Genomic DNA, 20,755 nt, shown 5'->3' with positions numbered 1-20,755 from the left:
ATGGTCACCGCTTCGGCGGTCGCTTTCTGGGTGCTGGCACCGTTCATGGTGCTGGGTGCCCTGGGCATGATCCTGTCGAAGAAGGCGGTGCACTCGGCCATGTCGCTGGCCGTGGTCATGGTCTCGCTGGCGGTGCAGTACGCCGCGCAGGGGGCCCCGTTCCTCTTCGCCGTGCAGATCATCGTCTACACCGGCGCGATCCTCATGCTCTTCCTGTTCGTGCTCATGCTCGTGGGTGTCGACGCGCGTGACTCGCTGGTGGAGACGCTGCGCGGCCAGCGCGTGATGGCGATCATCGCCGCCCTCGCGTTCGGCGCGCTGCTGATCTTCGTGGTCGGCAACGCGGTGGTCGAGAGCCAGGTCGTCGGCATCGACGGCGCCAACGTCGTCCGCAACGCCGACGGCACGCTGAACCCGCAGGGCAACGTGACGGCGCTGGCGTACCTGATCTTCAGCCGCTACGTGTTCGTCTTCGAGACGACCTCGGCGCTCCTGATCACCGCCGCGCTCGGCGCGATGGTCCTGGCCCACCGCGAGCGCGTGGGCGAGAAGATCACCCAGCGCGCCAAGATGGGCGAGCGCATGCAGGCGTACGCCAAGACCGGCAAGCATCCCGGCCCGCTGCCGACGCCCGGCGTGTTCGCCCGCCACAACGCGGTCGACACCCCGGCGCTGCTGCCGGACGGCTCTATGGCCGAAGGCTCGGTGTCGCCGACTCTCGTGCGTCGCGGCACCGTGGTCGACGGCCACGCTCTTGCCGAGGCCACGCGCCACACCGTTGCGGCGCTCGACGGCGACGCCTCCTCGGTCAACGGGGCCCCGGCGAGCTCGCTGCCCGCCCGCGCCATCGACGAAGCCGAGGGGGAGAAGTGAACCCGAACAACTACCTGATCCTGTCCGCGATCCTCTTCACGATCGGGACTGTGGGCTTCATGATGCGCCGCAACGCGATCGTCGCCTTCATGTCGGTCGAGCTGATGCTGAACGCCTCGAACCTCGCGCTGGTGACCTTCTCCCGCGTCCACGGCAACCTCAACGGCCAGATCGCGAGCTTCTTCGTGATGGTCGTCGCCGCTGCCGAGGTCGTGGTGGGTCTCGCGATCATCGTGTCCATCTTCCGAACGCGACGCTCGGCTTCGGTCGACGACGCGAACCTGCTGAAGTTCTGAGGTGCATGGCATGACCGTCTTCACCGCCCTCCCGATCCTGGAGGGAGTCACCCCCGTCGTGGAGCCCTTCTCCATGATGACCTCGCTGGCATGGCTCACCATCGCCATCCCGCTGGTCTCGGCCGCCGTGCTCCTGCTGCTGGGCCGCGCGAGTGATGCGTGGGGCCACTGGCTCGGCACGCTCGCCTCGCTGGCGTCGTTCTCGATCGGTGCCTGCATCTTCGTCGAGATGTTCCTCGCCGACGAGGCGAAGCGACGCATCGTCGTCCCGCTGTGGGAGTGGATCGGCGTCGGACCGTGGCACGTCAACCTGGGCCTGCTGGTCGACCAGCTGTCGATCCTGTTCGTGCTGCTGATCACCGGCGTGGGTTCGCTGATCCACATCTATTCGATCGGCTACATGGCCCACGACGAGCGGCGTCGCCGCTTCTTCGCCTACCTGAACCTGTTCATCGCCGCCATGCTCACGCTGGTGCTGTCGGACGGCTACTTGGGCCTGTTCCTGGGCTGGGAGGGTGTGGGCCTCGCGTCCTACCTGCTGATCTCGTTCTGGCAGCACAAGCACTCCGCGGCCGCCGCCGGCAAGAAGGCGTTCGTGGTCAACCGCGTCGGTGACATCGGCCTGGCGCTCGCCATGGCGACGATGTTCGCGACCTTCGGCACAGTGAAATTCGAGGAGGTCAACGAGCGCGTCCACGGCATGGCCACCGCCTCCGGCACCCTGTTCGGTACGGGCTCGCTGACGGTCACGATGATCGGTCTGTTCCTGCTGCTGGCCGCCTGCGGCAAGTCGGCCCAGGTGCCCCTGCAGTCGTGGCTGCTGGACGCGATGGAGGGCCCGACCCCGGTCTCGGCCCTCATCCACGCCGCCACGATGGTCACCGCCGGCGTCTATCTGGTGACGCGCTCCCACGCGATCTACGCCGAGACGCCGCTGGCGTCGACCGCGGTCGCGATCATCGGCACGATCACCCTGCTCGCCGGCGCCTGGATCGGTACGTCGAAGGACGACATCAAGAAGGCGCTCGCCGGTTCGACGATGTCCCAGATCGGCTACATGATGCTCGCCGCGGGCATCGGCCCGGCCGGTTACGCGTTCGCGATCTTCCACCTGATCACCCACGGCTTCTTCAAGGCCAACATGTTCCTCGGCGCCGGCTCCGTGATGCACGGCATGGGCGACGACGTGAACATGCGCCACTACGGCGCGCTGTCGAAGGCCATGAAGGTCACGTTCCTGACATTCGGGGCGGGCTATCTGGCGATCATCGGCTTCCCGTTCACCGCGGGCTTCTTCTCGAAGGACCACATCATCGAGGCGGCGTTCGAGCACAACACCCTGATGGGCGTGTGCGCGCTGATCGGCGCGTTCATCACCGCCTACTACATGACGCGCATGATGATGATGACGTTCTTCGGCACGGAGCGCTGGGAGGACGGCATCCACCCGCACGAGTCGCCGGCCGTCATGACCGTCCCGCTCGTGGTGCTCGCCGTCCTGTCGCTCGTCGCCGGTGTGGCGATGAACGGCTGGATCAGTGGCTGGCTCGACCCGGCCACCGGCGGCCATACCCACACCGCCGACCTGCTCGCCGGGTTCACCTCGCCGATCGGCCTGATCACGTTGGCGGCGGTCGCCCTCGGCGTCCTCGCCGGCTGGCTGGTCTTCCGCGGTCGGATCCCGCGTGACGCCCCCTCGGGCAACGCTTTCGAGAACGCCGCGCGTCACGACCTGTACGGCGACGACATCAACAAGATCTTCGTCATCGATCCCGCGATGGGGCTCGCCACGGGCGTCGCCGCTTTCGATGAGCACCAGGTCGACGGGGCGGTGAACGGGACCGCCGGAACCATCGGTGGCCTGTCCACGATGGCACGTCGTCTGCAGACGGGCTATGTCCGCTCCTACGCGCTGACGATGGTGGCTGGCGCCGCCCTCGTGGGCTTCGTCATGATCCTCGGCCGGCTGGCCTGAGGGGAGGAGTCGTAATGAATTTCCCCTGGCTGACCCTGCTGGGTCTCCTGCCGATGCTCGGCGCGGCCGTGCTCATGATGGTGAGGGACGCCCGGTCCGCGCGTACGCTCGGACTGGTCTTCTCACTGATCACCTTGGCCGTCGGCGTCGCCGTGGCCGTCCTCGTGGCCGGTGGCACCGACGTGAGCGAGAAGTTGCCCTGGATCCGCGCCTTCGGGGCGTACTGGTCGCTCGGCCCGGTCGACGGGGTGTCGTTGACGATGGTGCTGCTGACCGTCATCCTGACCCCCATCGTCCTGATGGCCTCCTGGGACACCGTCGACTCCGACGACCGCTGGGGCAGCCACGTCTACTTCGGCCTCGTCCTGGCGCTGGAGTCGCTGTCGCTGTTCGTCTTCATGGCGACCGACGTGCTGCTGTTCTACCTCTTCTTCGAGGCCACGCTGATCCCGATGTACTTCCTGCTCGGCGGCTTCGGCGGCCGTCGCCGCGGGTACGCCGCCATCAAGTTCCTGCTGTTCGGCCTCGCCGGCGGTCTGATCATGCTGGCTGCCGTCATCGGCCTGTACGCGGTGTCCGCCAGGGCTGGCGCGCCGAGCTACCTGCTCGCCGACCTCGCCAAGCTGGACATCGACGGAAGCACCGGGCGCTGGCTGTTCCTCGGCTTCTTCATCGCGTTCGCGCTGAAGGCCCCGATGGTGCCGTTCCACACCTGGCTGCCCGACGCCGCCGAGGAGGGCACGGCCGGCAGCTCCACGCTGATGGTCGGCCTCCTCGACAAGATCGGCACGTTCGGCATGATCCGCTTCTGCCTTGAGCTGTTCCCCGAGGCGTCGCGCTGGGCCTCCCCGGTCGTGATCGTGCTGGCGCTGATCTCGGTCGTCTACGGCGCGCTCGCCGCCATCGGCCAGAAGGACATGATGCGCCTGATCGCCTTCACCTCGATCAGCCACTTCGGCTTCATCGTGATGGGCATCTTCTCCTTCACGACGGTGTCGATGACGGGTGCGACGTTCTACATGTTCAACCACGCGTTCTCCACGGCGGTGCTGTTCCTCGTGGCCGGCTACCTCGTGCAGCGTCGTGGCTCGCGCCAGATCTCCGCGTACGGCGGCGTGCAGAAGGTCGCCCCTGTCATGGCGGGCCTGTTCCTGTTCGGCGGCCTGTCCTCAGCGGCGCTGCCCGGCATGTCGAGCTTCATCTCGGAGTTCATGGTCATCGCCGGCTCGTTCGCGCGGAACCCGGTCGTCGCCGGCATCTCGACCATCGCCATGGTTCTGTCTGCCGTCTACTGCCTGTGGATGTACCAGCGGATCTTCACCGGTCCGGTCACCGAGCAGACGGCCAAGGCCTTCGGCGGGACGGCCGACCCGGTGGACTTCAACGGTGAGTACGCCGGGGGCGGCCATGCCGCTCACGACGACGACCACGGCCACGGGGCGACCGCCGCCACGGCGACGGCGACCCGCACCGCCACCACCTCGACCACGCCCCTCGATCTGACCGGGCGCGAGAAGCTGGCCATCGCGCCGCTGATCGCCCTGATCCTGGTGTTCGGCTTCTTCCCGAAGCCGATGCTCGACCTGATCGAACCGGCCGTGCAGGCCACCATGCAGCGCGTCGGCATGACCGATCCGCAGCCGCAGCTCGCGAAGGGACACAACTGATGAACTCGGACACGTTCCAGGTGCCCGTGCTGGAGTACGCCCAGCTCGCACCCCTGTTCGTCGTCTTCGGAATGGCCTGCCTCCAGGTCGGCGTTGAGGCGTTCCTGCCCCGCAGGGGCCGGGCCGGCATCCAGATCGGCCTGTCGGCGTTCGGCATCGTCGCCGCGCTGGCGCTGACGGTCATCAACTGGCTCACCGCGCCCGTGATGATCGGCGCCATGGGCTCGATCGCCCTCGACGCGCCGACCTACTTCCTGTGGTCGATGCTGCTGGTCCTCACGCTGGTCAGCCTGCTGGTCTTCGGCGAGCGCCGGCTGGGTGGCGGCAACACGGCGTTCACGCCGCAGGCCGCGTCGGTCCCGGGCACGCCCGCAGAGAAGGAGGCAATCCTCAACCGCCTCGAGCACACCGAGATCTACCCGCTGCTCATGTTCGCCCTCACCGGCATGATGATCTTCCCGGCGTCGAACGACCTGCTGACGATGTTCATCGCCCTCGAGGTCCTGTCACTGCCGCTGTACCTGATGTGCGGCCTGGCCCGCCGTCGCCGCCTGCTGTCGCAGGAGGCGTCGCTCAAGTACTTCCTGCTGGGCGCGCTGTCGTCGGCGTTCTTCCTGTACGGCGCGGCGCTCCTGTACGGCTACGCGGGCGACTTCACGATGTCGGCCATCGACACGGCTTCGCGCAACGGCACGGGTTCGCCGATGCTGCTGCTCGGCGGTCTGGGCCTGGTGGCCGTGGGCCTGTTGTTCAAGGTCGGTGCGGTGCCCTTCCACTCGTGGACGCCCGACGTCTACCAGGGCGCCCCGACGCCGGTGACCGGCTTCATGGCGGCCTGCACGAAGATCGCCGCGGTCGGCGCGCTGCTGCGAGTGTTCTACGTCGCCCTCGGTGGCGCCCGCTGGGACTGGCAGCCGCTCATGGCCGCCGTCGCCGTCGCGACCATGGTCGTCGGCTCGCTGCTGGCCATCACCCAGACCGACGTCAAGCGCATGCTGGCGTACTCGTCGATCGCCCACGCGGGCTTCATCCTGACCGCGGTCACGGGGGCCGCCCAGGGCGCGACCGGCGTTCCCGCCGGCCAGCTCACGTCGCTGTCGGCGATCATGTTCTACCTGGCCACGTACGGCCTCACGACCGTGGGCGCGTTCGCCATCGTCACGATGGTCCGCGACGCCGGCGGCGAGGTCACCTCGCTGAAGTCCTGGTCGGGCCTGGGCCGCAAGAACCCCGGCATCGCCGCGGTGTTCGCGCTGTTCCTGCTGTCGTTCGCGGGCATCCCGCTGACGTCGGGCTTCATCGGCAAGTGGGCCGTGTTCGCCGCCGCGTGGCGTGGCGGCTTCGCATGGCTCGTCGTGGTCGCGGTCCTGTGCTCCCTGGTCGCCGCCTTCTTCTACCTGCGCGTGATCATGGTGATGTTCTTCTCCGACCCGTCGGGTGATGCTCGTGTGGTGGCCCCGAGCTGGATGACCTGGATCGCCGTCGCGGTAGGATGCGTGGCCACGCTGGGTCTCGGCATCCTGCCCGGTCCGCTGATGGACGTGGCCACCAGGGCCAGCGAGTTCATTCGCTGACGTCGCCATACCTTCACCGGTATGCCCGAGAGGAGATCTGTGCTGTCGACATCTGACGCCGTGACCGACGAGGCCTTCGCCGAGACGGTCAAGGCCCGTCTGGCCACCATCGAGGAGAGCCTGCTGGAGTCCGCGCACGGCGACACCCCGATGGTCACCGAGGCGGCGCAGCACATCATCTCCGCCGGCGGCAAGCGTTTCCGTCCGCTGCTGGTCGTCCTCGCCTCCCACTTCGGCGAGGGTGCCAGCGACGACGACGTGACCAGAGCGGCGCTCGTCGTCGAGCTGACCCACGTGGCCAGCCTCTACCACGACGACGTCATGGACGACGCCGAGCTGCGCCGCGGCGTACCCTCGGCCAACCGTCGTTGGGACAACACGGTCGCCATCCTCGTGGGCGACTTCCTGTTCGCCCGCGCGTCCGACACGGTCGCTGACCTCGGCACCGATTTCGTGCGTCTGCAGGCGCGTACCTTCGCGCGCCTCGTCCAGGGTCAGATCGCCGAGACGGTCGGCCCGGCCGACGGCGTCGACCCGCTGGACCACTACCTGCAGGTGCTGGCCGACAAGACCGGCTCGCTCATCGCCACCTCGGCGGTGTTCGGCGGCATGGTCTCGAAGGCGTCGCCGCAGGTGCTCGAGGCCCTGTCGGCCTTCGGCGAGGAGGTCGGCATGGCGTTCCAGCTGTCCGACGACATCATCGACATCACCTCCGACGAGACGGGCAAGACTCCGGGCACCGACCTGCGCGAGGGCGTGGCGACGCTGCCGACGCTGCTGGTCCGCCGCTCGACCGACCTCGCCGACGCGCGCCTCAAGGAGCTGATCGCGTCCGACCTGTCCGACGACGAGGAGCTCGCCGAGGCGATCGCGCTGCTGCGCCGCCACCCGGCGATCGAGGAGTCGCGGGCCGAGGTACGCCGCCGCGCGGAGGCCGCCCGCGGACACTTGGCGGTGCTCCCGGAGGGGCCGGCGCGCGACGCGCTGTCGGCGTTGTGCGACCAGGTCGTCACGCGTTCTGCCTGAGCCGGGAGCGATGGATGGGACCATTGTGAATTCGAGCCGGCCGCACTGAACACCGAATTGGCGATTTTGGCCTCTTTGGTTGCTCGCGAGTGGGTGAAGGTGTCACCGTCATTCCGGCCACCCGACACCGCACCGGTTCGCGTGGGCACCGTGACCGCGACCCCCACGCCGACCCCGTCGGCCACCCCGACGCCTCAGCCGACCCCGTCGGCCACCCCGACGCGTCAGCCGACCCCGTCGGCCACCCCGACGCGTCAGCCGACCCCGTCGGCCACCCCGACGCCTCAGCCGACCCCGTCCTGGCGCCCCGACAAGGACTCCTCGGGCGGCCTCGCCAAGACGGGTGCCTGAGCCCCGAGGCTCTGACTGACCGAACGATCGTGGAGTGCTCCACGTGGCCTAGGATCGGCCGCGTGGAGCACTTCGCGTCTACGGCGCTCGCGCTGGCCGACCTGATCCGCCGCCGGGAGGTCTCGGTCACGGAGGTGACCGACCGCGCCCTCGAGGCGGCCCGAGCTGACCAGCTGGGGGCCTTCGTCCACGTCGCCGACGAGCGGGCGCGTACGCAGGCCCGGGAGCTCGACGCCCGGCTGGCCGACCCCGACTTCACGCCGGGGCCGCTGTTCGGCGTAGCGTGCCCGATCAAGGACCTGAACTCCGTCAAGGGCGTCCCCTACGAGGCCGGCTCGGCCGCGCTGCGCGGCAACGTCGGCACGTGGGACGACGGGACCGTGACGCTGCTGCGCGAGGCAGGCACGGTGATGCTCGGCAAGACGGCGACCCCCGAGTTCGGTCTGCCCTGCTACACCGAGCCGGAAGGACACCGGCCGGCCAGCACCCCGTTCGACCCGAGCCGTGGTGCGGGCGGCTCGTCCGGTGGCGCCGCGGTCGCGGTCGCGTCCGGGATCGTGCCCATCGCCCACGGCTCCGACGGTGGCGGATCCATCCGCATCCCGGCGTCCGCGTGCGGCCTCGTCGGCATGAAGCCTTCGCGCGGCCGCGTCTCGCCCGGACCCCACCTCGGGGACGGCCCGGGACTGGCGACGCAGGGCGTGCTCACCCGCGACGTTCGCGACACGGCGGCCGCCCTGGACGTCCTATCGCGCCGGTGGCCGGGGGACACCTACCTCGCGCCCTACGAGAGCTTCCTGACCGGCTTGGACGCCCCCACACCACGGCTGAGGGTCGGCGTGCTGCGCCGGGGACTCGTCGACCCGGACGCGCTCGTCCACCCCGCCGCGCTGCGCGCCGTCGACGTCACCCTCAACCGCCTCGCCGCCCGCGGCCACGAGATCGTCGACGTGCCCGACTGCGCCGACCTCGCCGAGCAGTGGCAGGCGTTTCAGTGCATGTGGGCCGTCTTGGCACTCGGCGCGCCCGTGCCCGAGCCGATGGAGGACCGGCTGCGCCCGCTGAGCCGCTGGCTGCGCGAGCTGGGCAGGGGTGTGAGCGGGCAGGCGTACGCCGAGGCCGTCTTCACCCAGCAGCGTCTGTCCCGGGCGTACGCGAACGCCTGGGACCCGGTGTGCGACGTGCTGGTCATGCCGACGCTGGCCCAGCCGCCGGCCGCGCACGGCTCCCTGCGCGACGACGACGACCCGGCGGCCGACTTCGCCGCCCAGACGCGCTTCACGCCGTGGACTTCGGTGTTCAACCTGACCGGCCGTCCCGCGATCTCGCTGCCGCTGCACCGTGAGGTGGTCGACGGCGTCGAGCTGCCCTTCGGGGTGATGATCGCCGCACAGCCACTGCGCGACGCCCTGCTGCTGGGGCTCGGACTCGACCTGGAGGAGGACTGATGAGCCCGAAGGCACTGCCCACCGCCGAGGAGCCGACCATGGCGATGACGCTCGCCCACAGCATCGCCATCGTGCTGTTCGCCGTCGGCGGCGTCGTCAACCTCGTCCTCGGTGCCGCCCTCGTGGGGCGCTCGATCCCGCTGGCGCTGGGCTTCCTCGTCGTCTCCGTGGTCCTCTTCGTGGGGCTGCTCCGCAGCGACCGCCTCCTGGTGACCCTCGGCGCCGCCGGCCTCGTCGCCGGACCGATGGTCGCCCAGGCGATCGAGGCCGAGACCGCCGAGATGTCCCTTCTGTCGCTGCTGTTGGGCGTGCTCGTCCTTCTGGCCGTCTGGTGGCTGACGCTCGCCCACCGACCATGGAACCGCCCCCGACCCGCCGACGACTGATGTCCGCCGGCCGGTCGCCCTTCCCGCGCCCGGGCAGGGACGCCACAATGGGGCCATGCGACAGGCACAGATCGACCGTTTCGGGACCGCTGACGAGCTCCACATGGGGGAGGGGCCCAAACCTGCGGCCGCCCCCGGACGCGTCGTCGTCAAGGTCGTCACCGCGGGTGTCAACCCGCTCGACTACAAGATCCGTGACGGGTCCTCGGGCATGTGCAAGGCGATCGGTCCCGACGACTTCCCCCTCGTGCTCGGTCGCGAGGCGTACGGCTTCGTCGAGGAGGTCGGCGAGGGCGTGGGCGGCTTCGAGCCGGGCCAGGCCGTCTTCGGCGTGGCCCCGCCGAACCATCCGGGCCACTGCTACGCCGAGTACGTCTCCCTGCCCGCGGAGTGCCTCTCCGCAGCCCCCGCCGACGGCGACGCCGTGACGCTCGGTGGCCTCGCGCTCGTCGGCACCACCGCCTGGATCGCCGTCCACGAGCTCGCCCGCGTACGCAGCGGCGAGAATGTCCTCGTCCACGGCGGCGCCGGCGGTGTCGGCCAGATGATGGTCCAGATGGCCGCTGCGGCCGGTGCCGACGTGTGGGCCACCGCGTCGACCCGCAACCAGGACCGTCTCCGCGAGCTCGGCGCGACCGCCGTCGACTACACCCAGCAGGACTTCCGCGAGGTCACGCCGAAGATGGACGTCATCCTGGACGGCGTCTACTTCGACGTGTTCGAGAAGTCCCTCGACCACCTCGTCGAGGGCGGGCGCATCGTCACACTGCCGTCGCTCGCCGACCTCGCGCCCGCCCAGGAGCGGGGCATCGAGGCCCACATCCCGAAGATCCACGCCCTCCCCCGCGAGATGGAGCAGCTGGCCCGGCTCGTCACCGACGGCGAGATGTCGCTCGAGGTGTCGAAGGTGCTCCCGCTCGAGCAGGTCGCCGACGCCCACCGCGAGCTCGAGACCGGCCACGCGCGCGGCAAGATCGTGCTCAAGGTGTAGGGCACAACAGACCGAAAACTCCATAACAGGCCCTGGGACGCCGGTTATGGAGTTTTCGGCCTGTTATGCGGCGCGAGCAGGGATCACCAGATGGTGACGCGGTCCTCCGGGGCGAGCCACAGGGCGTCGCCATCGCGTACGCCGAAGGCCGCGTAGAAGGCGTCCACGTTGCGCACGATCTGGTTGCACCGGAACTCGTTCGGTGAATGGGGGTCGGTCGCCAGGCGCTGCTTGACCGCCTCGGGACGGAACTTCGCCTGCCACACCGCCGCCCACGACAGGAAGAGCCGCTGCGCCGGCGTGAAGCCGTCCAGGTCGGCCGCCGGCGCCTCGTCGGCCGCCACGCGGTTCTGCTGGGCGATCTCCCACGCCTTGTACGCGATGGACAGCCCGCCGAGGTCGCCGATGTTCTCGCCGATGGTGAGCTCGCCGTTGACGGTCTGGCCGTCGGCGCCCTCGGGCGAAAGGACCGCGTACTGGTCGATCAGCGACCGCGTGCGCGCGGTGAACGCTTCACGGTCGTCGTCGGTCCACCAGTCACGCAGGCGGCCGTCGCCGTCGCACGTGGAGCCCTGGTCGTCGAAGCCGTGGCCGATCTCGTGGCCGATGACCGCGCCGATGCCTCCGTAGTTGACGGCGTCATCCGCGTCGACGTTGAAGAACGGCGGCTGCAGGATCGCCGCGGGGAACACGATCTCGTTGCGGAGTGGGTGGTAGTAGGCGTTGACCGTCTGCGGCGTCATGAACCACTCGTCGCGGTCGACCGGCTCCGAGACCTTCGCGATCGCCCGGTCGAGCTCGAACCGATTGGCGCGCTCCACGTTGCCGACGAGGTCGTCGCGGCGGATCTCCAGCGCGGAGTAGTCGCGCCACCTCGCCGGGAAGCCGATCTTCGGTGTGAACTGGTCGAGCTTCTTGAGCGCCTCGTCCCGGGTGGCGTCGGTCATCCAGTCGAGGTCGGTGATCGAGCGGCGGTAGGCCTCGATCAGGTTGTCGACGAGCTCGTCCATGCGGGCCTTCGCCTCGACGGGGAAGTGGCGCTCGACGTACAGGCGCCCGACGGCCTCGCCGAGGGTGCCCTCGACCAGGGAGACGCCGCGCTTCCAGCGCTCACGGTTGATGGGTACGCCGGACAGGACCGTGCCGTAGAAGGAGAAGCGCTCGTCGACGTACGCCGACGACAGGTATGGCGAGAACGAGCCGATCAGTGCGAACCGTGCCCACCAGCGCCAGTCGTCGAGGCGCTCGGCGGTCACCAGCTCGGCGAGGGCGGCGAAGAAGCTCGGCTGGGCGTTCACGACCTCGGCGACGGCGGCTTCGGGGATCCCCGCGGCCTCGAGGTACGCGTCCCACGGCAGCGCGCTCGCCGCGGTGAAGTCGGCCCACGTCTGCAGGTTGTACATCTGCACCATGTCGCGGCAGCGGACCTTGTCCCAGTGCCTTGCCGCTATGTCGGTCTCCAGCCGCACGACCGCGGCTGCGCCCTCGGCGGCGTCGCCGAACCCCGCCAGCGCGAGCGTGCGCTCGACGTGGTTCACGTACGCCGTGCGGATCTCGGCGTACCTCGCTCGCGGTAGTACTCCTCGTCGGGCAGGCCCAGACCGGACTGGCCGACGAACAGCACGCAGCGGTCCGGGTGGCCAGGGTCGGAGTCGGCGTCTGCGCCCAGGACCGATCGCGCGCCGAGGCCGGTGAGATGGCCGAACAGCGCCATCAGCCCGTCGACCGAGGCGACGGTGTCGATGCGTTCCAAGTGGTCGCGCAGCGGCTCGAGGCCCAGCTCGTCGGCGCGGTCGGTGTCCATGAACGACGCGTACAGGTCGGCGATGCGGGCCTCGTCGCTGCCAGGCTCGCCTCCGGTCAGACCGGTGACGATGTCGCGCACCGCAGCCTCCGCGGCATCGCGGAGCTCGATGAACGCCCCGGCGCCGGGCTTGTCGTCGTCGATCCGGACGTTCGCCAGCCACGTACCGTTGACGAAGCGGAACAGGTCGTCGGCGGGGCGTACGCCGCGGTCGAAGTCGTCGAGGTCCAGAACCGGTGCAGCAGTCATTCGGCCAGCCTAGCCGCCCCCGGAGCGGGCGGTGCCGTGGTTCAGGCGGCGCGGGTGAAGCGGACCAACACGTCGTCGGTCGTCATCTTCGCCACAGCGGTCGAGCCGAACGTGAAGGTGTTGGCCGACTCACCGCGTACGCCGTTCTGGGAGACCATCACCGACACGTTGATGCGCATCGAGGTCTGGGCCTCGGCCTGGGTCTCGTCGGCGGCGCTGATGCGCGGCTGGAGGTTGTCGAGCGGGTTGGGCCCCTCGAGCTTCCACCGGATGGTGTCGAGCTCGGGCTTCTGTCCCTCCGACGGCTTGACCACCTGCGGGCAGTCGGGCGGCGTGAGCTGCTTGACCTGCAGACAGGCCTCCAGCTGGGCCTTCGCCGCGTTGACGAAAGCCGTGCGTCCCTCCTCGGTGATGCGGGGGGCCGGGGCGATGCGCGGGAACGACTGGGAGTCGGCGACGGTGAACTGCGACTCGGCGTACGTGATGTTGCGCAGGCCGGTGGTAATGCTGTGGGCGCCGGGGAAGATCTCGGCCTCGCCGGACTTCATCTCGATGCCGCCGAGGAGGACGGGCAGGCCCTTGCGGCGGGTGACCTGGACGACGGTGGTGCCGCGCTCGATCTTGTAGGTGCCGTCGGGCTGGCGAACGGGCCGGAACAGACCCCGCTTCGTCTCGCCGCCGACCTTGAAGCTGACCTCGGCGACCTGCTCGCTCTGGGAGCCGGGGGTGATCTCGGTAATGGGGGCGAGCTTGCGCGACTCCGTCAGCGCCTCCTTGGTCAGGAAGGTGCGGTCGGCCGGCTGGTGGACCTGGAGCGCCAGGGCGGCTGAGGCATCGCCGGACGCGACGGCCTCCATGAACGCGAGGGCGGCGTCGACCGGCTTCGACTGGGAGCTCGGGCCGGGCTTGGGCGCGGCCCCCAGGGTCAGGGCGAGGGCGACGACCACGGCGAGGGCGACGACCGCCACGGCGCCGACGGCCAGGCCCACGAGGCGCATCGACGTGCGCTTCGGGGCGGGCGGCGGCGGAGGGGGTGGCGCATAACCGCCGGGTGCGAACCGGCTGTCGTAGCGGGGCATCGTCACGGGGACTCCTGGGGGTCGGGACTCACCTAGGCTAGATGGCGATCAGCTCGCCTCGGACCCGTGGTCGCGGGGCGGTCACGAGGCCCAGATGAAGGGCAGCTGGGGGTCGGCGAGGTCGGCCTCGTATTTGCCGATGACGAGTTTCTCGTCGGAGATCGTGCCTGCTCGACCGCCGGCCGTCCGGATCTTGCCGTTCACCTTGATCGTGAAGCGCACCTCGCCGCGCGCGATGGCGTCGGCGGTGCCGAGTGCGGGGGCGTTGAAGGCTGCGAACGGGTTGCCGTCCATCTTGTAGGTGATCGACGCCGGGTCGACCGTCTCGCCGGCGGCGGCGCGGAACGCCCACGGGCAGCCTTTCGGGGCGAGCTCCTTGGTGGCCAGGCACTGGTTGACGCGGTCTTGGAGGCGCTTCTTGAGCTCGGCCGGGTAGGCCTTCGTCGTCTGTGTCTTCGCGTTGATCTGGGGGTTGTCGATGAGCCCGGTGACGACGATCTCCGGCTGCTGGAACTCGACGAACGCACCCTCTGCGACCGACAGCCGGTGCTGGCCCGGGGCGAGCTCGACGTCGTAGGTGTAGGCCTGGCCGGTCAGCGGCTGCTTGTCGAGCTCGACGCGGATCATCTGGGGGCTGGGCGCGATGCGCGTACGCACCGTCGGGCGCTTGACCTTCCAACCCTCGGCGACGTGGACCATCGGGAATGTGCCGCGCACGTCCTTGCCGCCCAGCTTGTAGGCCAGCACGACGTCCTGACCGTTGAGCGCCTCGGCCCGCACATCGGTGATGGGCGCGGCCTGCTGGGAGGCGCGCAGCGACTCGGGGGTGAACGACGGCGACGTCACCTGGATGGCCGACTGGGCCTGGGCGGTCGCGATGTCGGCGGCGGCGATGGCGTTGAGGTAGCGCACGGCCACCTCCTGGGGGCCCGCAGGCGTAGCCTTCGGGGCGATGAGGGTCCGGACGACGAAGGCGGCGATCGTCGCGAGGACGGCCAGCGCGACGACGAGCGCCACCCACACGCCAGCGCGCGAACGGTGTCGCTCGACCGTCGGCAGGTCGTCGACGACGGGGTCGGTCTCGGGCTGCGGCAGCGGTTCGGCGGCGCGTGCCGGCCGCGCCGGCTCGGCGTACGGCTCGTCCACGGGACGCGCGAACGGACTGCGTTCCTGCTCGGTCATGGACCCCCTTCCAGAAGTCTTGGCGAACTCTAACCGGCCTGACCGACAGGTTCCTAACCGTTGGTCCTGCCCGGGGACGGGCGGGCCGCGACCCTGGCGCGGCGCTGCCTGGAGGCGCGGGACAATGCGTACGCCGTCAGCACCACCAGCGCCGCCCATACGAGCGCGAAACCTGCCCAGCGCGCTGGCGGCATGGCCTCGCGGAACACCCACACGCCGCACGCGAACTGGAGGGTTGGCGCGATGTACTGCAGCATCCCCATCGTCGACAGGTGGATGCGCGGCGCGGCCCACGCGAACAGCAGGAGCGGCCCCGCGGTCACCAGGCCGCTCGAGACCAGCAGCAGGTGGTACGCCGGCGAGGCGTGGAACAGGTCGCCGCGGCCCCGCGCGGCGAGCCAGCCCAGGTAGGCGGCGGCGGGCAGTGCCAGTGCGAGCGACTCCAGCGAGAACGACTCGATCGCGCTGAGGCGTACGCGCTTCTTGAGCAGGCCGTACGTGCCGAACGAGCAGGCGAGGGCGAGCGCGATCCAAGGCGGCCGGCCGAGGTCCATCGTGAGCACGACGACCGCCACGAACGCCAGCGCGACGGCCATCCACTGGACGGGCGCCAGACGCTCGCCGAGGAAGAGCACGCCGAGCAGGATGCTGATGATCGGGTTGATGTAGTAGCCCAGCGCGGTCTCGGTGACGTGGCCGCTGTTGACCGCCCAGATGTAGACGCCCCAGTTGATGCCGATGACGACGGCCGCGCCGAGCACGAACCAGACGGTGCGCCCGTCGCGGACCTTGGTCCGCCAGCCGCGGGCGAACAGGGCCAGCAGGAGCGCCCCGAGAGCCGCCGACCAGAAGACGCGGTGGGCGAGGATCTCGAGGGCACCCGAGGCCGCGAGCAGCGGCCAGTACAGCGGGAACAGCCCCCACATGAAATAGGTCGTCGCGGCGGCGGCGACCCCTCGGCCGTCGGCCCCGGGGGCCTGCTGGTCCGGCGTGGCCTCGCTCATGGCGCGAGGCTAACGCCTCCGTGGACTCAGCCGACGACCGTCCACGTGTCGCGCCCGTTGATCAGCGCCTGGAGCGCGTCGGCGTCGTGGGCCGTCGGGTCGTCACCCCGGGCCTGGGCGACCTGCTCACGGGCGAGGTCGTCGTAGGCGGGGCGCTCGACGTCGCGGAAGATGCCGATGGGGGAGCGCTGCAGCACGCCGGCGTCGGTGAGGCGCGACAGGCCGAACGCGTACGCCGGGTCGCGGTGATGGGCGTCGTGGACGACCACCGCGTCGGCGCCGACCTCGGCGACCTCCTTGATCGCGAACAGGCCGTCGGGCTCGCGGACCACGCCGAGGTGTCCGAGGCCGTCGTCACCGGGGGTGCCGAAGCGGATCGGCTCGCCGTGGACCAGCGGGATGATCGACTCGGCGGTGTCGGCGCCCTTGATGGCGTCGAACGCGCCGTCGTTGAAGATCGGGCAGTTCTGGTAGATCTCCACCAGCGACGCGCCACGATGCTCGGCGGCGGCCCGCAGCACCGACGTGAGGTGCTTGCGGTCGGAGTCGATGGTGCGGGCGACGAACCCGGCCTCCGCACCCAGCGCGACCGACACGGGGTTGAACGGGTGGTCGAGCGAACCCATCGGCGAGCTCTTGGTGACCTTGCCGACCTCGGAGGTCGGCGAGTACTGGCCCTTGGTGAGGCCGTAGATCCGGTTGTTGAACAGCAGGATCGTCAGGTTCACGTTGCGGCGCAGCGCGTGGATGAGGTGGTTGCCGCCGATCGACAGCGCATCGCCGTCGCCGGTGACGACCCACACGCCGAGGTCCTCGCGCGCGGTGGCGACACCGGTGGCGATGGCGGGCGCGCGGCCGTGGATCGAGTGCATGCCGTAGGAGTCGACGTAGTAGGGGAAGCGGCTGGAGCAGCCGATGCCCGACACGATGACGGTGTTCTCGCGCCGGATGCCGATCTCGGGCATGAACGACTGGAAGGCGGCCAGCACGGCGTAGTCACCGCAGCCGGGGCACCAGCGTGCCTCCTGGTCGGTGGTGAAGTCCTTGCGGTTCAGCGGCTCGACGGCCAGCGGGACGCCGCGGAGGCCGTTGATGGCCGGACGGTCAGGGGTCGTGGTCACTGTGCGGCTCCTTCGTCGCCCGCGGACTCGGGCGTGACGGGCTCCGAGCCGTCGGGCTCGGGCTCCTCGGTGAGCTGGTCGGCGGGTACGCCGGAGACGCCGACCTCGGCCAGCAGGTCCTCGGCGAGCTCGGCCAGCGAGATCGGCAGGCCGCGTACGCGGCTGTAGGAGGTGATGTCGACCAGATATTTCGCACGCAGCAGCATCGCGAGCTGGCCGAGGTTCATCTCGGGGACGATCACCTTGTCGTAGCGGCGCAGGACCCCGCCCAGGTTCGCGGGGAACGGGTTGAGGTGGCGCAGGTGGGTCTGGGCGACCTTGCCGCCGGCGGTGCGTACGCGGCGCACGGCCGCGGTGATCGGGCCGTAGGTCGAGCCCCAACCCAGCACGAGGACCGACGCGTCGCCGGTCGGGTCGTCGACCACCAGGTCGGGGATGTCGCGGACGATGCCGTCGATCTTCGCCTGGCGGGTGCGGACCATGCGGTCGTGGTTGTCGGGGTCGTAGGACACCGCTCCGGTGCCCTCGGCCTTTTCGATGCCGCCGACGCGGTGTTCCAGCCCCGGTGTGCCGGGGACGGCCCACGGGCGGGCGAGCGTCTCGGGGTCGCGCTTGTAGGGCAGGAACGTGTCGCCCTCGTTGGGCCCGGTCGCGAAGTCGGGATCGATCGCGGGGATGTCGGCCAGCGACGGCGTACGCCACGGCTCGGCCCCGTTCGCGAGGTAGCCGTCAGACAGCATGACCACCGGCGTACGGTACTTCACCGCGAACCGGACGGCCTCGATGGCGGTGTCGAAGCAGTCGCTGGGCGACTGGGCGGCGAGCACGGGGACGGGCGCCTCGCCGTTGCGGCCGAACATCACCTGGAGCAGGTCGGCCTGCTCGGTCTTCGTCGGCATGCCCGTCGAGGGGCCGGCGCGCTGGACGTCGACGACGACGAGCGGGATCTCGGTCATGACGCCCAGACCGATCGTCTCGGCCTTGAGCGCGATGCCGGGGCCCGAGCTGGTGGTGACGCCGAGCGCGCCCGCGAAGCTCGCGCCGAGCGCGGCGCCGACGGCGGCGATCTCGTCTTCGGCCTGGAACGCGGTCACGCCGAAGCGCTTGTGCTTGGAGAGCTCGTGGAGCACATCGGAGGCCGGTGTGATCGGGTAGGCGCCCAGGAACAGCTCCAGGCCGGCCTTGCGGGCGCCGGTGATGAGGCCGTACGCGGTGGCGACGTTGCCGGAGATCTGGCGGTAGGTGCCCGGCGGCATCACCGCGGGGGCGACCTCGTAGGTGTGGGCGAACGTCTCGGTGGTCTCGCCGAACGCGTAACCGGTCTTGAACGCGGTGATGTTGGCGTCGCGGATCTCGGGCTTGCCAGCGAACTTCTCGCCGAGGAACTGGATGGTGCCCTCGGTCGGGCGGCCGTACAGCCACGACAGCAGGCCCAGAGCGAACATGTTCTTGGCGCGGGTGGCGTCCTTGCGGGTCAGCCCGAACTGCGTCACCGCGGCGACGGTCATGCCGGACAGGTCGAGCGCGTGGAGCTGGTAGCCCTCGAGTGTGTCGTCCTCGAGCGGGTTGGCCTCGTAGCCGACCTTCGCCAGATTGCGCCTGTTGAACTCCGCGGTGTCGGCGATGATCAAGCCGCCGGGCAGGACGTCCTTGAGGTTGGCCTTGAGCGCCGCCGGGTTCATCGCCACGAGCACGTCGGGGCGGTCGCCCGGCGTCATGATGTCGTAGTTGGCGAAGTGGAGCTGGAAGCTCGACACTCCCGGCAGCGTTCCCTGCGGGGCACGGATCTCGGCCGGGAAGTTCGGCAGGGTCGAGATGTCGTTGCCGAAGGTGGCGGAGTCGGCGGTGAAGCGGTCTCCGGTGAGCTGCATGCCGTCGCCGGAATCGCCGGCGAAACGGATGACCACTCGGTCGAGGGTCTGGACGGGCACGGCGCCTCTTTCAGTTCTCTTCGATTCTGGGCTCTCGCCAGTCTACAGACCTGCCGGAAGGCCGCCCGCGTACGCCGCTTCCCACAGGTCAGGTACCGGGGGCGCGGTCAGGCGTCGCCCGTGCCGATGGCCATGGCGTCCTCGAGATCGTCGGCCTCGTGGGCGTCGATCACACGCAGCCGGTCGTGGCCCAGGGCGATCACGCCGCATGACACGACGAGGCACAGCGCACCCACCAGATAGGGCGTCGGGGCGCCGAAGGCGGCGGCGAGCGGTCCGGCGACGGCTGCCGAGACGGCGCCGCCGATGAAGCGAACGCCCGAGTAGGTCGACGAGGCGATGCTGCGCGGGAGGTCGGTGGCCTCCATGACCGCCTCGGTGAAGACGGTGTTGAGGATGCCCAGCAGCAGGCCGCCGACGACGATGCCGATGACCAGGGCGATCAGGGAGTGCACCTCGACGGCGAGGAAGGCCAGGTCGACGGCGAGGAAGAGCAGGGTCGCGCGGAGGACGGTGGTGCGCCCGTGGCGGCGCATCAGCTGCGGGGCGACGAAGACCGAGGTGAGTGCGACCGCCAGGCCCCAGCCGAAGAATACGTAGCCGAGCTCGTGGGCGCCGATGCGGACGCCCATCGCCCGGCCGGCGTCCTCGAGCGGGAACGGCGAGTAGGCCAGCAGGGCGAAGAAGGCCGCGTTGTAGAACAGGGCGGCGACGGCGAGCAGCCGCAGTGCGGGGTTTCCGAGGGCCCGGAACGAGCGGGTGATCGACAGTCGCTCGCTGGGCCGGGGCGTCCGGGGGAGCAGGACGGCGATGAGCACGAACCCGATCGCCATGAGGACGGCGGTGCCGAAGAAGGGTCCGCGCCAGGAGATGCCGCCGAGAAAGCCGCCGAGCAGCGGGCCGGTGGCGAGGCCGATGCCCATCGCGGCCTCGTAGAGTATGATCGCGCCAGAGATGCCGCCGGACGCCGAGCCCACGATGGCGGCGAGCGCGGTGGAGATGAACAGGGCGTTGCCCAGGCCCCAGCCCGCGCGCAGGCCGATGATCTGGGTGACGCTGCTCGAGGTGCCGGCCAGCGCTGCGAACATCACGATGAGCACCAGGCCCGTCAGAAGCGTCGTCTTCGCACCCAGCCTGCTCGAGACCCAGCTGGTGAAGAACATTGCGATGCCGGTGATCAGGAGATAGCTGGTGAACAACAGCATCGCCTGCGACGGGCTGGCCTGCAGCGACGCGCTGATCGCCGGGAGGATGGGATCGACCAGGCCGATGCCCATGAAGGCAGTCACGCAGGCAAATGCGACGGCCCACACGGCCTTCGGCTGGGAGAAGAGGTTGTTGTCGGCGCTCAAGCGTCGGTCCTTTCGGGTCGGGTGCCGTCGTGGCTGTCCATGAGGTCAGTGAGCAGGGTCATCGCGTCCGCCAGCAGCCGGCGCTGGTCGTCGTCGAGACCGTCGAGCAGGGGTGCGACCGCCCGGGCGCCCTCGGCGCGCCGCGACCCGAGCTGTTCGTGGCCGGCGTCGCTGAGCGCGACGAGCGAGGCGCGCCCGTCGGCAGGGTCGGGCGTACGCGTCAGCAGGCCCTCGTCGTGGAGCCGCCGCAGCATGGCGGTGGCCGACGGTTGGGTGAGCTGGTCGTGGGCGGCGAACTCGCTGACGCGAAGCGGTCCGTGCTCGTCGAGGATGGCGAGCGCCCGCCAGGTCGCGGTGGAGCGGCCCGGCGAGGTGCGGTGGCGTACGCCGCGGGTGAAGCGCGCGCACGTCGTGATCAGCGCGGTGGCGAGTGTGTCGGTGGTCAC

The 20,755-nt window shown here is 70.0% G+C and carries 17 protein-coding genes and 1 pseudogene; 10 read left to right on the top strand and 8 right to left on the bottom strand.

The annotated features are described in order from the left end of the window. The 10 genes from ACYVGD_RS13640 (at position 1) to ACYVGD_RS13595 (ending at position 10,587) form a co-directional block, all read left to right on the top strand. The gene (locus ACYVGD_RS13640) at positions 1-873 is read left to right on the top strand and encodes an NADH-quinone oxidoreductase subunit J (RefSeq protein WP_460744320.1); all 873 of its coding nucleotides are present in this window, start codon (positions 1-3) and stop codon (positions 871-873) included. Beyond that, positions 870-1,169 carry an NADH-quinone oxidoreductase subunit NuoK gene (nuoK, locus tag ACYVGD_RS13635; protein ID WP_460744319.1) on the top strand — a complete coding sequence of 100 codons (300 nt, stop codon included), beginning with the start codon at positions 870-872 and terminating at the stop codon, positions 1,167-1,169. Before ACYVGD_RS13640 ends, nuoK begins: the two co-directional genes overlap by 4 nt. Before the next feature lie 73 nt (positions 1,170-1,242). Next, positions 1,243-3,144, top strand: a complete 1,902-nt coding sequence (gene nuoL, locus ACYVGD_RS13630; protein WP_460744339.1) for an NADH-quinone oxidoreductase subunit L — start codon at positions 1,243-1,245, stop codon at positions 3,142-3,144. Positions 3,145-3,158: 14 nt separating this feature from the next. Beyond that, on the top strand, positions 3,159-4,811 hold the full coding sequence (locus ACYVGD_RS13625; RefSeq protein ID WP_460744318.1) for an NADH-quinone oxidoreductase subunit M: 1,653 nt from the start codon (positions 3,159-3,161) through the stop codon (positions 4,809-4,811). Beyond that, positions 4,811-6,385, top strand: a complete 1,575-nt coding sequence (gene nuoN, locus ACYVGD_RS13620; RefSeq protein ID WP_460744317.1) for an NADH-quinone oxidoreductase subunit NuoN — start codon at positions 4,811-4,813, stop codon at positions 6,383-6,385. The genes ACYVGD_RS13625 and nuoN overlap by 1 nt, the downstream gene beginning before the upstream one ends. A gap of 42 nt (positions 6,386-6,427) precedes the next feature. Beyond that, a complete protein-coding gene (locus tag ACYVGD_RS13615) occupies positions 6,428-7,411 on the top strand; it encodes a polyprenyl synthetase family protein (protein ID WP_460744338.1) in 984 nt (327 codons plus the stop codon). A gap of 150 nt (positions 7,412-7,561) precedes the next feature. Beyond that, positions 7,562-7,762, top strand: coding sequence for a hypothetical protein (locus ACYVGD_RS13610; protein ID WP_460744316.1), 201 nt, complete (start codon positions 7,562-7,564; stop codon positions 7,760-7,762). Between the two features lie 62 nt (positions 7,763-7,824). After that, on the top strand, positions 7,825-9,210 hold the full coding sequence (locus tag ACYVGD_RS13605) for an amidase (protein WP_460744315.1): 1,386 nt from the start codon (positions 7,825-7,827) through the stop codon (positions 9,208-9,210). Beyond that, a complete protein-coding gene (locus ACYVGD_RS13600; protein ID WP_460744314.1) occupies positions 9,210-9,596 on the top strand; it encodes a hypothetical protein in 387 nt (128 codons plus the stop codon). Before ACYVGD_RS13605 ends, ACYVGD_RS13600 begins: the two co-directional genes overlap by 1 nt. A 55-nt stretch (positions 9,597-9,651) precedes the next feature. Further along, positions 9,652-10,587, top strand: a complete 936-nt coding sequence (locus tag ACYVGD_RS13595; protein ID WP_460744313.1) for an NADP-dependent oxidoreductase — start codon at positions 9,652-9,654, stop codon at positions 10,585-10,587. 83 nt (positions 10,588-10,670) lie between these two features. On the opposite strand, the pseudogene ACYVGD_RS13590 reads toward ACYVGD_RS13595, so the two are convergent. From ACYVGD_RS13590 to ACYVGD_RS13555, 8 genes and pseudogenes are all read right to left on the bottom strand, one after another. Next, positions 10,671-12,640 (bottom strand): annotated as a pseudogene (locus ACYVGD_RS13590) (M13 family metallopeptidase). A 41-nt stretch (positions 12,641-12,681) separates the two neighbouring features. Further along, complete coding sequence (locus ACYVGD_RS13585; protein WP_460744312.1) at positions 12,682-13,725, bottom strand: hypothetical protein; 1,044 nt, start codon at positions 13,723-13,725, stop codon at positions 12,682-12,684. 75 nt (positions 13,726-13,800) lie between these two features. Then, complete coding sequence (locus tag ACYVGD_RS13580) at positions 13,801-14,901, bottom strand: hypothetical protein (RefSeq protein ID WP_460744311.1); 1,101 nt, start codon at positions 14,899-14,901, stop codon at positions 13,801-13,803. Between the two features lie 53 nt (positions 14,902-14,954). After that, positions 14,955-15,905 carry an EamA family transporter RarD gene (gene rarD / locus ACYVGD_RS13575; protein WP_460744310.1) on the bottom strand — a complete coding sequence of 317 codons (951 nt, stop codon included), beginning with the start codon at positions 15,903-15,905 and terminating at the stop codon, positions 14,955-14,957. A gap of 26 nt (positions 15,906-15,931) precedes the next feature. After that, positions 15,932-17,026: a 2-oxoacid:ferredoxin oxidoreductase subunit beta gene (locus tag ACYVGD_RS13570; protein WP_460744309.1), complete on the bottom strand. Its 1,095-nt coding sequence runs from the start codon at positions 17,024-17,026 to the stop codon at positions 15,932-15,934. After that, positions 17,023-18,897, bottom strand: a complete 1,875-nt coding sequence (locus tag ACYVGD_RS13565) for a 2-oxoacid:acceptor oxidoreductase subunit alpha (RefSeq protein ID WP_460744337.1) — start codon at positions 18,895-18,897, stop codon at positions 17,023-17,025. Before ACYVGD_RS13565 ends, ACYVGD_RS13570 begins: the two co-directional genes overlap by 4 nt. Positions 18,898-19,064: 167 nt before the next feature. After that, the gene (locus ACYVGD_RS13560) at positions 19,065-20,309 is read right to left on the bottom strand and encodes an MFS transporter (RefSeq protein ID WP_460744308.1); all 1,245 of its coding nucleotides are present in this window, start codon (positions 20,307-20,309) and stop codon (positions 19,065-19,067) included. Further along, entirely contained in the window at positions 20,306-20,755 is a 450-nt protein-coding gene (locus ACYVGD_RS13555) for a MarR family winged helix-turn-helix transcriptional regulator (protein ID WP_460744307.1), read from the bottom strand. The genes ACYVGD_RS13560 and ACYVGD_RS13555 overlap by 4 nt, the downstream gene beginning before the upstream one ends.

The sequence above is a fragment of the Mariniluteicoccus endophyticus genome, assembly GCF_054780035.1.
This window is presented reverse-complemented; position numbering and strand designations above follow the sequence as displayed.

What these genes read in the sequence shown, in the direction of transcription:
- nuoL (WP_460744339.1), top strand. Translation starts at nt 1,243, where the DNA reads ATGATGACCTCGCTGGCATGGCTCACCATCGCCATCCCGCTGGTCTCG.
- ACYVGD_RS13625 (WP_460744318.1), top strand. Translation starts at nt 3,159, where the DNA reads ATGAATTTCCCCTGGCTGACCCTGCTGGGTCTCCTGCCGATGCTCGGC.
- ACYVGD_RS13595 (WP_460744313.1), top strand. Translation starts at nt 9,652, where the DNA reads ATGCGACAGGCACAGATCGACCGTTTCGGGACCGCTGACGAGCTCCAC.
- ACYVGD_RS13600 (WP_460744314.1), top strand. Translation starts at nt 9,210, where the DNA reads ATGAGCCCGAAGGCACTGCCCACCGCCGAGGAGCCGACCATGGCGATG.
- ACYVGD_RS13640 (WP_460744320.1), top strand. Translation starts at nt 1, where the DNA reads ATGGTCACCGCTTCGGCGGTCGCTTTCTGGGTGCTGGCACCGTTCATG.
- rarD (WP_460744310.1), bottom strand. Translation starts at nt 15,905, where the DNA reads ATGAGCGAGGCCACGCCGGACCAGCAGGCCCCCGGGGCCGACGGCCGA.
- nuoN (WP_460744317.1), top strand. Translation starts at nt 4,811, where the DNA reads ATGAACTCGGACACGTTCCAGGTGCCCGTGCTGGAGTACGCCCAGCTC.
- ACYVGD_RS13580 (WP_460744311.1), bottom strand. Translation starts at nt 14,901, where the DNA reads ATGACCGAGCAGGAACGCAGTCCGTTCGCGCGTCCCGTGGACGAGCCG.
- ACYVGD_RS13565 (WP_460744337.1), bottom strand. Translation starts at nt 18,897, where the DNA reads ATGCAGCTCACCGGAGACCGCTTCACCGCCGACTCCGCCACCTTCGGC.